This window comes from Burkholderia humptydooensis (genome assembly GCF_001513745.1).
Lineage (GTDB): Bacteria > Pseudomonadota > Gammaproteobacteria > Burkholderiales > Burkholderiaceae > Burkholderia > Burkholderia humptydooensis.
Window position 1 is genome coordinate 2,179,758 of the sequence record NZ_CP013382.1, and the last position, 15,718, is coordinate 2,195,475.

Below are 15,718 nucleotides of genomic sequence, written 5' to 3' on the forward strand. Positions count from 1 at the left end.
CCGACGTGTTCCAGAACGCTTCCCATGACGCTGGGACAACGGCGGCTGTGGACGCTCGAACAACGTCATCCCGGCAGCGCCGCCTACCACCACCTCAGCGCGCTGCGACTCGCGGGTCCGCTGGACGAGGCCGCGCTGCGCGTGTGCCTGCAGCAAGCCGTCGACGCGCACGACAGCCTGCGCATGCGCTTCCCGCGCGTGAACGGCGAGCCGGTGTGCCGGATCGACGCGCGCTGCGCGCTGCCGTTGCGGCGCTACGATCTGAGCGGAATCGATGCGGATGCGTGCGACGCAGCGCTCCGGCAGTTGGCGCACGAAGAAGTCCGGCGCGCGTTCGATCTGGAAGCCGGGCCGCTGCTGCGCGCGAGTCTGCTGTCGATCGCGCCCGGACAAGCCGTTCTGCTGCTCTGCTTTCACCACATGATCACGGATGGCTGGTCATTAGGCATCCTGGTCAATGACATCGCGACGCGATATCGCGCCTATATATCGAACGACGCGCCGCCCCGGGACACTGCGCCCCGCCCCGCGCGCGAGACGATCGACGACTATGTCTCCCAGACGCTCGGCGCGATCGGGACGCCCGCCCATCTCGCGTCGCTGAACTACTGGCAACAGCAGTTGGCTGGCCTGAGATGGACGCGGATTCCGGTCGACGCCGCGCCGGCGGCACACGCGCCGGTCTCCCGGCGGGGCCGCACGCTGCGCCGCCGTTTCGACGACGTGCCGACGGCGCTCGACGCGCCGGCGCGCAAGCTGTGCGTAACGCGCTATCAGTTGTTGCTGACCGCGTTCCTGCTGTACCTGTCCCGACGTTGCGGCAGCAACGATGTCGCGATCGCGACGCTGCTCGCCAACCGCAACACGCGCGCCCGGCAGCACCTCGTCGGCTACCTCGCCAACACGGTCGTGGTTCGGCATCGTTTCGCGCCGGAACAGCGGGCGGCCGAACTCGTCTCCGGCGTGGCGGCCACGGTCCGCGATCTGCTGCGGCACGGCGAGGTATCGCTGTACAGCATCGCGGAGCACATCCCGCAAGCGGTATCGCGGGAGCCGTCCATTCTGTTCGCTTTCCAGAACAACCCGTTGCCGCCGATGCAGCTCGGCGACGTGGCGCTGACGGCGCTCGACCTCGAAACGGGTTGCGCAAAATTCGATCTCAGCGTCTATGTCGCGGAAAGCGAAGGCAGTCTCGATCTGTGGATCGAATACGATACGGGGCTTTATCGCGACGCGAGCATCGCGTCGCTCATCGAGGGCTTCCGCGCGACGATTGACGCACTGTGCGCGGCGCTCGCCGATCCCGGCACGAGCGTCGAGCGGCGGCTCTCCGGCGTCGTCGCGCCGTCCGCGCTGCTCGGCGCCGATCCGGTCGCGAACCCGGACGCGTCGCTGCTCCGCGCGCTGCTGGACTGCGCGGCGCGCACGCCGGACGCGGTCGCGCTCGAAGCCGACGGCCAGATCCTCACCTTTGCCCGCATGCGCGACGGCGTCGCGTCGATCGCCGCCGCCCTCGATCGGCTTGGCGCGGCGCCGGGCGAACGCGTCGCGATACTTGGCGAACGCACCCCGGCCACGCTGTGCACGATCTGGGCCTGCCTCGCGCTCGGTCTCACCTACCTGCCGCTCGCGCGGGATCTACCGAACGCGAAGCTGCGGCTCATTCTCGACGATGCGGCGCCCGACTGGCTGCTCGCCGACGCGCCCGTGCACGATCTGCCGGGCGCGTGGCGGGTGGTGTCGCCCTGGCTCGCGGGTCCGCCGGCGCACGCGGCGCTCGCGCGCGCGGCGTCGTTGCCGCCGATGCTGCCGGCCTACCTGCTCTACACGTCCGGATCGACGGGCCGCCCCAAAGGCGTCCTCGTGTCGCGCGCCAACCTGGACGCCTTCTGCGCGGCGATGGACCAGACCGTGCCCCGCACACGCTCGGATGTCTGGCTCGCGGTGTCGAGCCTGTCGTTCGACATTTCCGCCGTCGAACTCCTGTGGGCAATGAGCCGGGGCTTCCGGGTCCGGGTCGACACCCTGGCGGCGCTCTGCGCGTCGCGCGCGCCGAGCACGCGCGAGGACGCCGGCCCGATCCCGTCGCTGAGCGCCTTCTACTTCGGGTCCACGGACCTGTACGCGCCCGACGAGCACCTCCGGATCCTCGAGCACACGGCCCAATGGGCCGATCGCCACGGCTTCCACGCGCTCTGGACGCCCGAGCGTCACTTCTCGTCGTTCGGCGGTTTTTTCTCGAACCCCGCCCTGACCTGCACGCATCTCGCCGCGCTCACCGAGCGCATTGCGATTCGCGCCGGCAGCGTCATCGGTCCGCTGCACCATACTGTCCGGCTGGCGGAGGACTGGGCCGCCGTCGCGCGGCTGTCGGGCGGCCGCGCCGGCCTCTCGCTCGCCCCAGGCTGGAATCCGGCCGATTTCGTGCTCGCCGGGCGACCGGTCGCGGAACGCGCGGACACCGTGGCACAGCAGGTGCGCGACCTGAGGCGGCTATGGAACGGCGAGCCGATCGCGTTTCGCGATCCCGACGGACGCTATTTCAACGCCCGCATGCCGCGTGTGTCGCGCGCCGACGTCCCGCTCGCGTTGACGGTGTCGAACCGCCCCGAGCAGTTCGAACTCGCGGCGGAACAGGGACTCGACGTACTCACGCATTTGCTCGAACAGGACGTGACGCAGCTATCGCGCAATATCGAGCGTTACCGCCAAACCTGGCAGACCTGTCACGGCGAGGCGAGCCCGCCGGGCCGCGTCGTGCTGATGCTGCACACCTACCTCGACGCCGCCGACGACACGGCGTCCGCCGTCGCCCAGCCATTTCTCGCCCGCTATCTGGCCAGCGCGCGCAACGCGCTGCGCAGTCTCGCGAACGGCCATGAGACGCCCGAGCCTCACACGGAAAGCGGACTGCTCGACAGCGCCGCCCGGCGGCTCATCGTCGAGCGCAGCCTGATCTGCGGCGCGGGGACGGCGAGGCGGCGGCTGCGGCAACTGCAACGGCTCGGCGTAGACGAAATCGCCTGCCTGATCGATTTCGGTCCCGATCGCGCAGCCATCCTCGCCAGCCTGGAGCGGCTCGCAACGGTGCGCGACACCGCCTGCCAGCCGCGCGCCGAACCCGTCGCGCCGCCGCCCGCGACCCACTTGCAATGCACGCCGTCGGCCGCACGGCTGCTCGTCGCGCGTGCGGATGGTCTGCCCGCGCAACTGGACAGACTCGCCTGCTGGGCGATCGGCGGCGAGGCCCTCGACGACGCGCTGGCGCGGCAGTTGCGCCAGTCGACCGACGCGACCCTGCTGAACCTGTATGGCCCGACCGAAGCGACGATATGGGCCACCTGCGCCGCCATTCCCGCGCGGCGCGTCGGGCCGCTCAGCATCGGCCGGCCGCTGGCGGGCACGCGCGTCCATCTGCTGGACGACGCGCTGCGCCCCGTGCCGCCGGGCGTCGAAGGGCAGATCCATCTCGGCGGCGCGGGCGTCTCGCAAGGGTACTGGCGACAACCCGCGCTGAGCGCGGCAGCCTTCATCCCGGATCCGTTCGGCGGGCCCGGCGCGCGCCTGTACGCCACGGGCGACTACGGCCGCATCACTGCGTCCGGGACGCTCGAATTCACTGGCCGCCGCGACAGTCAGATCAAGCTTCATGGCCATCGCGTCGAACTGACGGGCCTGCGCGACACGCTGCTGCGGCATTCCGCCGTGGCGGATGCGTACGTTCATCCGAGTGCGGACGCGGCGACGCACAGCGGGCCGCGGATCGTCGCCTTCGTCGTGCCGCGCGAGCCGGCGGGCGACGCACTGGCCGCCGATTTGCGCGACCACCTCGGCCATTACTGGGAGCTCGGCAGCCAGCCGCACGACATCGTTCTCGTGCCGTCGATCCCGCTCACCGCCAGCCAGAAGACCGACACTCGGCGTCTTGACGCCATGCATCGCGCGCACCTCGAACAAGCGTCATCCGTCGCGCCGACGTGCGTCGACGATCCCCGGTCAGCCGCGGCCCGCGCCGAACTGATCGACATCTGGCGGACGGCGCTGCCCGGCTTCGAGGCCGGCGCGGATTTTCATCGCGCGGGCGGCAATTCGCTGATCGCGGTGCGGCTGCTGGCGCAGGCGAACGCCCGCTTCGGCGTCGACCTCACGCTGCAGGACTTTTACCGCTCGCCGACGCTGGCCGGTCATCTGCGCGCGATCCTCGCGAGCGGCGCCCGCGCGCCGGCAGGCGCGCTGACGCGCATCGCACGACGCGGCGACTATCCGACCTCGTTCGCGCAGCGCGCGATGCTCATTCTCGACGCGATGGGCCATGCGCGTCACGACGCCTATCACGATCATGTCGTGCTCGAACTCGACGGTGCGCTATCGGTCGACGCGCTCCGGCGAGCCTATGCGACGCTGTTGCAGCGTCACCGCATCTTCACCACCGCCTACCGCTTCGAGGCAGGCGACTACCTGCAGGTATGGCGCGACGATGTCCCGCCTGATTTTCGTATCGTCGACGCCCCGGCGTCCCGTCACGAAGCCCTCCTGAGCGCTTTCGTCGAGGAGCCGTTCGATCTGGCCGGCGGCCGGGTCGTGCGCGCGCTGCTGCTGCCGATTGGGGGCTCCGCGTCGCGCCTGTGCGTCGCCATCCATCACGTCGTCAGCGACGGCGCGACCTTGCGGATGATGCTGGAAGAATTGCTGCACCACTACCAGCGGGCCGTGGACGGCCAGCCGGTGAACGCGGCCGAGGCCGACTGGCAGTACGTCGATTTCGCGCACTGGCAGCGCCAGCACGTCGATGCCCGCCGCGCGGAACTGGAAGCCTTCTGGAGCAGCCAGCTCGCCCGCGGCCGCTGCGCCACGCGCATCGGGCCGGCGCGCGCGCCGGTCGACGCCGGCCCGATGCCCGCGGCCGGACACCTGCACATCGAAATCGACGCCGCCGCAACGCGGATCATCGACGAACAGGTCGTCACGCATCGCATCGGCGAACTGACCGTGCTGACCGCGCCCCTCGTTCTCGTGCTCGAGCAACCCAGCGCGGACGCGCCCGTCGCGATCGCCACCGATGCGCGCAACCGCGAACGTCCGGAGTTCGAGCGCATTCCCGGCATGATGGTCAACCAGTTGCTGCTGGCCATGCGCATGCCCGACGCGGGCGACCTCGACACGGTCCTGCAAGCCTGTCAGCGCCAGATCGCCGATGCGTTCAGCCATCAGGCGTATCCGTACGAGCGGCTGGTCGCGCTGTCGCGCAAATCGCCGGCAGGGCCCGACGGCACGGCGCTGTTCGACGTCAAGTTCGTGCTGAACGATGCGCGCACACCGGTCGCCGCACCTGGCTTTCACATCGTCGAGCGCACGCTGCCGCCGCGCGTCGCGAAGTTCGGCATGCTCATCAACATCGCGCGCGACGGCGACCGCTTCACGGGAAGCATCGTGTTCGACAGCCGCCGCTACTCGGCCGATGCCGTCCGGCAACTATGGGACGACTACCGCTTCATGCTCGAACACCTGCCGCGCATGCGCGACGTGCGCGACGCGCGACACGCGCTGGCGGCGCGGCGCAGCCGCGGCGACGCGCCACGCGGCCCGACGCCCGAAGCCGCGCGCGCTCCGGACATGCCGTCGCTGCTGATGCAGTTGCGCAACGCGCGCCGCCAGCCGTTGGCGCCCGCGCGCGCGATGCTGCGCGTGCTCGCGGAGGACGCCGGCTGCCCCGTGCCCAGGATCGAACCGGAGCGTCCCGGCACGCCGCTCGCGACCGTGATCGCGGAAGCGAGAAGCGCCATCGTCGAACACGTTCAACGCGATGGCGCGGTCTTGCTGAAAGGTTTCGCCGGCGTCACCGCCGCCGAACTCACGCGGGTCGCGACCGACCTGTGCGGTGAACTCGTCCCGTACATCGAACGGTCGACGCCGCGCATCCGTCTGGGCGATTCGCTCTACACGGCGACGGAATACCCGGCGCACCAGCGTATCGACCTGCACAATGAAAATGCCTATGCGCATCGCTGGCCGGGGACCCTGTTCTTCTGGTGCGCGCAGCCCGCCTCGTCGGGCGGCGAAACGCTGCTGGCGGATTCCCGCCGCATCCTCGCCCGGCTTCCGGACGCGCTGCGCGACACGTTCCTGCGCAAAGGCGTGCTGTACCGGCGCGAGCTCGGCCCACCGCTCGGCATGGCGTGGCAGTACGTGTTTCAGTGCGACCAGCGCAACGAAGCCGACGCCCTCGGCCGCGCCGCGGGCTACCAGATCACCTGGCGTTCGGACGAACGCGTCAGCCTGGCCCGTGTCGCGGACGCAGTCGCGACGCATCCTGTCACCGGCGCCGCGTGCTGGTTCAACCACGCGCTGTTCTTCCACGAAAGCAGCCTGCCCGACGGCATTCGCGACGGTCTGCGCACGCTGTACGGGGAAGACTACCTGCCTCATCAGTCGTTCTACGGGGACGGCTCGCCGATCGATCAGCCCGCGCTCGATGCGCTCCGCTCGGCGCATCGGCATTGCGAACGCACGCTGCGGCTGGAACAGGACGATGTGTTGATCATCGACAACCTGCTGATGGCCCACGGCCGTTGCGCGTATGAAGGCCCGCGCGACATCCGGCTGATCATGGGAAAAACAATCGAATGACATCATGAAGATCGACTTGCGAAACGCGTCGCCGGGATACCGCCTTTCTCCACAGCAACAGGCGCAATGGCCGGGCGACGGCACCCGGCGCGCCTACGTCGTCACCCTGACGCTGGACGGCAGACTGGATTCGCATCGCCTCCTCGACGCCGCCAACGCCGTGGCGCGGCGGTACGAAATTCTTCGCACTGTCGTCCGTCCGCTTCCTGACGGCGCAGGCGCGATACAGATGGTCGGCGCGCATGAGCCGGCGACGACGCTGCCGGCGCGCTTGCCGTCCGACGACGCGCCGTTCGGCGTCGCGCTGCGCGATGACGCGGCGGGTTGCGTCATCGACGTGAGCATCGATGGTTCGTGCGCGGATCGCTGGTCGGTCGCGACGATCCTCGAGCGCCTGGCCGATGCATATCGGGATGCGCGGTTGCCTGACGCGCGCCCCGTCATCGAATATCCCGATCTGAGCGAGGGCTACCACACGCTGCTGCTCGACCCGGCGGGACGCCGCTATTGGAACCAGCGTCTCGCTTCGACGCGCGCGGCGACGCATGACGCCGCACCGCCCGCCCCGGCGAGCGAGGTCGCGCACAGCACGACGCTCGCGTGCGACGCCGGATTGACGGAAACCGAGTGCTTCGCGCGCTGGGTGCTGTTCCTGACGAAATGGACGCGCAGCCGCGCGGTCATCGCGGGCTATCTCGCGCCGGGCAACCGGTTCGCCGAGCATGCTGATCTGGTCGGACCCATCGCGCGGCCGCTCGCGCTGCCATTCGAAGTCGATTGGTCGTCGGACGTCGATTCGATCCTCCGCGCGATCGCCCGGCAGATCGATGCCGATCTCGCGCAGGCCGATCATTTCGACTGCACGGCGCCCGGGCCTGTCGCCGGTCCGGCGTTCATGTTCGAGCCATCTTGCGCGCTGCCCGCCGTCTTCGCCGGCCTCCGCGTGCTTGATGCGACGTTGCGGACGCCACCTTCGTCGGCCGTTCTGCAACTGTCCATGATTGCACCCGGCGTGCTGCGTCTGAGCGCGCGCGATCTGCCCCATGCGCGGTTCGAAACGATGATCGCGCAAGTGCGCGGCGTGTTTGACCCCGCCGCGCCCATCGGCGGCATGCGGCCCGGCGCCGTCGCCCCGCGCGGCAACGACGCCGCCTTGGACCAGGCGCACGACATGCCGTGCGTCGCGGATACCGTGCGCCACTGGGCGCGGCATCGTCCCGAGCACATCGCGCTGCGCGATGCGACGCAGTCGATGTCCTATGCCGCGCTCGACGTCGCCGTGCGCGACGCGGCCCGCACGCTCGCCGCGCGCGGCGTCTCGCATCGCGATACCGTCGCGCTGCAAACGCGCCGAGGGGTGGAATGGGTCGTCTGGTGGCTGGCGATATGGCGCACGGGCGCGGTCGTGTTGCCGCTGCCGGCCGATGCATCCGCCGAACGCACCGCGCAAGGGTGCGCGCAGGCCGGCGCGCGCTGGCTCGTCTCGACCACGACGCCTGCCGATCACACCGCGGGCCTGCCGCCCGTGATCACGCCGACGGCCGAGCGCGCGTGCGTCGAAGCGACCGCCCCGGACCATCGCCCCGCCGCCAATGAGCCCGCGTACATCCTGTTTACGTCGGGCTCGACGGGCACGCCCAAAGCCGTCACGGTCAGCCATCACGCGTTGTCGACCTATCTCGGCTGGGCGCGGACGCGCTACGCAAGCGAGCGCCACGGCGGCACGATCGTGCATTCCGAGCTCACTTTCGATTTCACGCAAACCTGCCTGTGGCTGCCGCTGCTGGCGGGCGAAACGGTGCGCTTCGCGCCCGATCCCGTCACGCCCGCCATGTTGTACGACCTGCTGCTCTGCGAGCCACCGCTATCGTTCATCAAGCTCACGCCCGCGCACCTGCAAGGGTTCGCGGCACTCGAAACACTGAATCCGCGCGCCGTGCCGTGGCCGGATCACGTGGTGGTGGGCGGCGCGGCGCTCGCGGGCGCGATGTTGCCGCCCTCGCTGCGGCGCGCACGCGCGATCATCCACAACGAATATGGTCCCACCGAAGCCACCGTCGGCTGCTGCGTGCAGAGCGAGCCGGCCGAGGGCATCTCGCCGGGATCTGTCTCGATCGGCGCGGCCACGCCGCGTAGCGCGCTCCTGGTGCTCGACGCCGAATTGCAGCCCGCTCCGGCAGGAGAAGCCGGCGAGCTGTATCTCAGCGGCGATCAACTGGCCCTCGGCTATGTCGGCAATCCAGCGGAAACCGCGCAGCGATTCCTGCCGAATCCCGCCCCCGGCAGCCCCGGGGAACGGGTCTATCGCACCGGCGACCTGGTCCGGCGCACGCCTGACGATCACCTTGTCTTCGTCGGGCGCGTGGACGACATGATCAAACGAAACGGCGTGCGCATCGAACCTGGAGCCATCACGGCGCACGTGCTGCGCCATCCGGGCGTATCCGGTTGCCACACATTCGCGCAGCGGCCCGCGCCCGCGTCGGAACCGCTGGTCGTTTGCGCCGTCGTCGGCGACGGGGTCGACGTGCATGCGCTGCGCGCGTGGCTCGCGTCGCAGTTGCCGGCGCACACGATGCCGAATCGCATCGTGCCGGTCGACACGCTGCCCTGCACGCCGCAAGGCAAGATCGACGAACGGGCGCTCGCCGCCAGCCTGTCCGTCGCGGCCCCCGCCCCGCCTTCGCTCGCCACGCGCGCGGAAACGGTGCTCGGCGCCATCTGGCGCGCCACGCTCGGCGCGACGGAGATCACGCCGTCCAGCCATTTCTTCGTCGAAGGCGGAGATTCGATCCGGGCAATCACTGTCGCCGTCGAAGCGCGCAAGCAAGGCCTCCTGCTGACCGCGGAACACCTTTTTCAGCATCCGGTGCTGCGCGATCTCGCGGCCGCGGCCACGGCCGCCGGCCCCGTTCCGGACGACGCGGCGCCGACGATGCCGGACGCCCGCCCCCCGGATGCCGACGTGGAGGAGACCTGTCCGGCGTCCTACCTGCAACTCGGCATGATTTTCCAGAATCAGGCCCATGGGCACGACGGGCGTTATCACGACATCTTCAGCTACCGGCTCGGCCTGCACGTCGACGAAGCCTGCCTGCGCGAAGCGGCGCGGCGCGCCGTCGCGCGTCATCCCGCGTTGCGCACGACTTTCGATCTGGCCGCCGACGGCCAGGCGGTGCAGCGTATCTGGACGCGCGGACCGGACGTGCTCGACTACGAGGACCTGACCGCGCTGTCGCCCGCCGACCAGCAGCGGACCATCGACCAGTGGATCGCCGGCGAACGGGCGCGCGGCTTCGATGTCCGGGTGTTGCCGCTGTTGCGCTTCAAGGCGCACCGGCTGGGTCCGCGCACGCTCCAGTTCACCACCAGCTTCCATCACGGCATCATGGACGGCTGGAGCGACCAGCAGATTCACACGGAACTGTTCGCCGACTACCAGGCCCTGCTCAGGGGCCGGGAGGCCCGCCTCGCGCCGCCCGTCAGCCGTTATCGCGACTTCGTCGCCGCCGAGCGCGCCGCCGTCGAATCGCCAGTGACGCGCGGGTTTTGGCGGGACTATCTGGAGGACGCGGCGTCGACCCGCCTGTCGCCGGCGAGCGAGGACCCGCCCGCCTGCGCCGAACCCGACGCGCCGACGCACCACCACCGCACCGGGACCGTATCCGCGCCGGTCTGTCAGCGCCTGCACGATGCCGCGCGGCAATCGCGCGAGCCTCTCGCCGTCCTGCTGCTGAGCGCCCATCTCGTCGCGCTGCGTCTGCTGACCGGGGAGCGCGAGCTCCTGTCATGCAGCGTAACGGATTGCCGTCTCGACGAAGACACGGGCGAGCGGGCGGTCGGCCTGTACATCAACACGCTGCCCGTGCGCGCGCGCGTCGACGACGACACATGGCGAGCGCTCGTGAATCGGGTGGGTCATGACCGGCGCGCGGCGTTCGGCCATCGCCGGCTGCCGTATGCGGAGATCTGTCGCCTCGCCGGCGAGGCCCGCCTGTCGGATTCACTGTTTTACTTCACGAACTTCCACAACGGCATCGCAGCGACCGACGATCTCGTGCAGTATGGCAAGTCCTCGCACGAGGTCACCAGTTTTCCGCTGACGGCCAGCTTCAACGTTGCGCCGTCCACCGGCGAGATGACCTACAGCCTCGCGTTCGACACGCGGCACTTCACGGCCGCCCGCATCGAACAGATCGCACGCTGCTACGACGCGGCGCTCGATGCGCTCGCGCGCGGCATCGACGCGCCGCTGCCGACGATCGACGCGATGCCGGACGTGTCGCGCTCGATCCTGTTGAACGACGACGCCAGCAGCGCCAGCGCGCCAAACCTGCCCGCGCTATTCGCCGCGCAAGTTCGGTCGCACGGCGACGCGCCCGCCGTTCGCGACGCGCACGGCGTCCTGACGTATCGCGAACTCGACGCGCGCGCGCGCTCCGTCGCGGCCGCGCTCGCCCGGCGCGGCATGGGCGCCGGCTCCGTGGTCGGGATCCGGATCGCGTATTCGGCGGCATTGCCCGTCGCGCTGCTGGGCGTGCTGATGAGCGGCGCCTGCTTCGTCGCGGTGGACCCGGATGAACCTCACGCCCGCCTCGCGCATGTCCTCGCGAACGTGGCGCTCGTCCTCTGCCCCAACGGCGACGACGCGCCCGCATCCGCCGTTCCCCACCTCGACCTGCACGCGCTCGAAACAGAGGGCGCCGGCGCGCAGACGTTCGAGCCGCCCCCCATCGCGCCCCTCCTGCCCGCGTACCGGATCTATACGTCTGGAACGACCGGCATCCCTAAATGCGTCGATGTCCACCACGCCGCCTACGTCAACGCCATCGCTCACTTTCGCGACATGCTGCGCGTCGGTCCCGGCGATCGCGTGATGCTGACTTCGGCCCTGACGTTCGACATCAGCCTGCTCGAAGTCGCGCTGCCGCTCGCGAGCGGCGCCGTGCTGCACGTCCTGAACCGCGACGAGGCGCTGACGCCCGCCGCCTACGACACGACCGGGCACGCAGCGGGCCACACGATCATCCAGGCCACGCCGTCCGTCTGGTCCGTGCTGCGTCTGCGCGGCTGGTCCTGTCCGCCGCGCGTAACGGCCCTCGTCGGCGGCGAAGCATTGCCGCGCGAACTCGGCGACTGGCTGTCCGACGCGACAGAAGCCGCCTGGCAAGTGTATGGACCATCCGAGACCACGATCTGGTCGACCGCCGCGCGGCTGGGCCACGCGTCGCACACAATCGGCGCGCCGATCGCGCAGACCCGCTGTTACCTGCTCGACGAGCGGCTCGACGCGGTGCCGTCAGGCAGCGTCGGCACGCTCTACATTGGGGGCGCCGGCGTCGCGCTCGGCTACGCGGGCGCGACGGGCGCGACGGCCGCATCGTTCCTGCCCGATCCGCACGCCGCGACGCCAGGCGCCCGCATGTACCGCACGGGCGATCGCGCGCACGTCGATGAGACGGGCGCGCTGGTGTTTCTCGGTCGCGTCGACCGGCAGGTCAAGCTCGCCGGGCATCGGCTCGAACTCGACGAGGTGGAAGCGCGGCTCGCCGCCCACCCCGACATCGCCCACGCGATCGTGGTGCTGCATCCCGAGTCGCAAGACCGGCTGGCCGCTTACCTCGTGGCGCGCACGCCTCGCGCGCAGCCGGACGCCGCGCAGTTGCGCGACTGGCTGTCGACGCACGTGCCGCCCTACGCGCTGCCGGCCAGCTATACCTGGATCGACACGCCGCCGCGCACGCGCAACGGCAAACTCGACCGGCGCGCGCTACCCGTCCCGGCCCGTGCGCACGCCGCGTCCGCCGCCCGCCAGGCCGCCCCGTCGCGCCCGCTGGAACGCGTGCTCCAGCACCTATGGATGAAGGTCCTGACGGTGGAGTCGATCGGCGTGCACGACAACTTCATGACGCTCGGCGGCTATTCCCTGTCCGCCATCCGGATCGTCGCGCAACTGCGCGATCTGTTTGGCGTTCCGGTCTCGGCGTCGGCGCTCTTCACCGCGCCCACCATCTGCGAACTGGCCGATCATCTGCTGGACACCTACCCGTCAGCCGATATCGATGCGAAATCCGATCTCCTTCTCTCGTTAATCTAATATGTCCACGCGCCCTTTCGACCGCACCCGCCGCACTTTTCTCGCCGCCCTGTTAAGCGCGACGGCGGCCGATCTCGTCTCGGCCGCCGGCCTGCCGACCGGCGGCGGCGTCCGGATCGGCATCGTCGGCGCGGGCGTCGGCGGCCTGACGGCCACCCGTTATCTGCACATGCTGATGCCGCGCGCGCATCTCGTCGTGTTTGAACCCGATCGGCGCTATCACGCGTGCTTCAAGTCGAATGAAGCGCTCGCGGGCATCCGGCCGGACAGCGACCTCCTGTTTGGCTACGACGCGTGGGAAAAACGGACTGAGTGGATCGCCGAAGCGGTCGCATCCGTCGAAACCGGCGTGATCGTCACTGAGCGCGGCAGCCGTCATGCGTTCGACTGGATCGTCGTGTCGACCGGCGTGCAGTTCCGCTACGACCGCATCGACGGGCTGTCCGCCGCGCGCGCGCTGGACGTTCCGCATGCGTGGGCGGGCAAGGCGCAGTACGACGCGCTGCGCGCGCAGCTCGTCGCGATGCGCGACGGCGGCGTGGTGCTCATCGCGCCGCCCAAGGCCCCGTACAAGTGCCCGCCAGGGCCGTTCGAGCGCGCGAGCCTCGTCGCGCACTATCTGCGTCATCACAAGCCGAACGCCAAGATCATCATTGCCGACGGCAACGAGAACTTCTCCAAGCAGCCGCTCTTTCAGCGGGGCTGGGAACGGCTTTACGGCTTCGGCACGCCGCAGAGCCTCATCGAGCGCATCAGCGGCGGCAAGGGGGGACGGGTGGTCAGCGTCGACGTCGCCAGCCGGCGCGTCACGCTCGAAAACGGCGAATCGATCCGCGCCGACGTGTGCAACCTCATTCCACCGCAATACGCGGGCGCGATGCCCGAGCGCTCGGGCCTGGCCGACGAAAGCGGCTGGTGCCCCGTCGACAAGGCCACGATGGAATCGACGCGCGTAGCCGGCGTCTATGTGGTCGGCGACGCATGCGACGCCGCGAGCATGCCGAAATCGGCGTTTTCCGCGACCTCGCAGGCCAAAGCCTGCGCGTTCGCGATCGCCGCGGCGGCCGCGTCGGCGCCGCCGCCCACCCCGCGCTTCATGAACGCCTGCTTCAGCCTGCTGGAACCAGGCTATGGCATTTCGATCGCCCATCACTACGCGTACGAAAAGGCGGGCAATCGCATTACGCAGTTGTCCGGCGGCACGACATCGCTCGATGCATCGGACGAGGATCTGTCGAGAGAGGCCGCATTTTCCGAGGACTGGTTCAACATCGTCACGCATCAGCTCTTCGCTTGACACGGTCACCATGCCCCTACCTCACCCATCACACGCTGACCCGCTGCGCACCGTCGATCCAGGAAAGCAACAGTGCGTCGTGGTCGGCGGCGGCACGCTGGCCGTGTCCTGCTGCGAACAACTGCTCGCATCGGGCCGCGTCGTCGCCGCGCTGCTGCCGACGGATGCCGCGCTGCATGCATGGGGCGAGCGCGAACACATCGTTCGGCTGGACTCCATCGCGTCACTGTCCGAATGGGTCAGGGACCATCCGGTTCACTGGCTGTTTTCCGTCTCGAATCCGCTCATTCTTCCGTCGACACTCGTCGACGACATCGGCTGCGGCGCATTCAACTACCATGACGGTCCCCTGCCGAAATATGCCGGCAGCCATGCGACGTCGTGGGCGTTGCTGTCTGGCGAAACGGAGCACGCAATCTGCTGGCATTGTCTGTCCTTCCCGGTAGACGCGGGACATATTGCCATTCGCCGCAAAGTGCCGATCGAAGCCCGGGACACCGCGTTGTCGCTGAACCTCAAATGTTACCAGGCGGCCCGCGATGGTTTTGCCGAGTTGCTCTCCCGTCTCGATTCGAACGCGCTCACACTTGAACCGCAGGATATGGCGCAGCGAAGCTTCTACGCAAAGTGGCGCCGACCAGAATCCGGCGCGCACCTTCGCTGGTCCATGCCAGCCCATGCTCTGTCAGCGTTGGCACGCGCGCTCGATTTCGGCGACCATTACCCCAACCCCCTGACTTCCCCGAAGCTATGGGTCGCCAATACCGCGTTCGCGATTCGTCAGGTTCATCCTTTGAGGCAATGTTCCGGCAAGCCGCCGGGCACACTAATCGGTATCGCCTCTGATGCCTGGCAAGTTACCACTGGCAGCACCGACGTGCTCGTGCGGGGATTCTCCAGTCTCGAAGGCGTTCCGTATGTCGCAAACGAACTCGCTGACGCGTTGGCTTTGGGCCGAGGCTCGTCGCTACCCGTCCTCACGCAAGAGGAGACTGAGTTGGCGAGAAGCACGCTTGAGACCTTGGCTCCGAGCGAGGCATTCTGGCGCGAGCATCTCGCCCGGTCCGGCGCCGGTCGTCTGATCTTTCCGTCACCGCGCGATCACGGCGGACAACGCGCGCGTGCGACGACCGATTGGTTCTCCCCACATCCTGTAATGCGCTGTGAAGACCCCGCTGTTGTCACGCTGAGTACATTCCTGGGTTGTATCCAGCTCGAATTCAATCAATCGTGCGTTCAAGTCGGATGGAGAATTGACGAGGCAGCGACTTTGTCCGGGCGCATGGCCGGACTAGCGGAGATCGTCCCGTTGGAATTTCAGGTCGAACGGAGAAGCGATTTTCGTTGCCACCACCAGTCTGTCACGAGGGCATTGGGGCTTATGAAACAACATCGCACGCATCCACGCGATATTGTGTCTCGATACCCGGAATTAAAAACGATGCCCGCTCTGCGGACCCAGCATCCATGGGAAATTGGCATTTCCTTGGTTCGAAGCAACATCGGTTCGACGAATCATACGCTCACTCCGACTTGTGGTGTCGGTAGAGTCGCCACTTTGGAAATCGGGGAAGAGGGACGTTTCCGTTGGATATATGACGCACAACAAGACAACCGAGACATTATCGAACGGTTGAATGGCAGGATGAAAGACCGTGGTTCATTTCCGGGATCCGACTTCTGAGCGAACAGTGCAA

General features: G+C 68.7%; 5 protein-coding genes. 4 read left to right on the top strand and 1 reads right to left on the bottom strand.

Annotated features, from left to right (window positions below):
• Positions 1–24 precede the first annotated feature (24 nt).
• Positions 25–6,627: a MupA/Atu3671 family FMN-dependent luciferase-like monooxygenase gene (locus AQ610_RS28435; protein WP_006029579.1), complete on the top strand. Its 6,603-nt coding sequence runs from the start codon at positions 25–27 to the stop codon at positions 6,625–6,627.
• Here AQ610_RS28435 and AQ610_RS37745 read toward each other — a convergent pair.
• Positions 6,605–7,951, bottom strand: a complete 1,347-nt coding sequence (locus AQ610_RS37745) for a hypothetical protein (RefSeq protein ID WP_231749091.1) — start codon at positions 7,949–7,951, stop codon at positions 6,605–6,607. The two genes, AQ610_RS28435 and AQ610_RS37745, sit on opposite strands and share 23 nt — an antisense overlap.
• On the opposite strand from AQ610_RS37745, the gene AQ610_RS28440 reads away from it, so the two are divergent.
• From AQ610_RS28440 to AQ610_RS35220, 3 genes are read left to right on the top strand one after another with little or no spacing between them, the layout of a single operon-like run.
• Positions 7,880–12,724: a non-ribosomal peptide synthetase gene (locus AQ610_RS28440; protein ID WP_231749078.1), complete on the top strand. Its 4,845-nt coding sequence runs from the start codon at positions 7,880–7,882 to the stop codon at positions 12,722–12,724. The genes AQ610_RS37745 and AQ610_RS28440 overlap by 72 nt on opposite strands.
• A gap of 1 nt (position 12,725) precedes the next feature.
• Positions 12,726–14,021 carry an NAD(P)/FAD-dependent oxidoreductase gene (locus AQ610_RS28445; RefSeq protein ID WP_006029577.1) on the top strand — a complete coding sequence of 432 codons (1,296 nt, stop codon included), beginning with the start codon at positions 12,726–12,728 and terminating at the stop codon, positions 14,019–14,021.
• Between the two features lie 10 nt (positions 14,022–14,031).
• The gene (locus tag AQ610_RS35220; RefSeq protein WP_006029576.1) at positions 14,032–15,705 is read left to right on the top strand and encodes a formyltransferase family protein; all 1,674 of its coding nucleotides are present in this window, start codon (positions 14,032–14,034) and stop codon (positions 15,703–15,705) included.
• Positions 15,706–15,718: the final 13 nt, after the last annotated feature.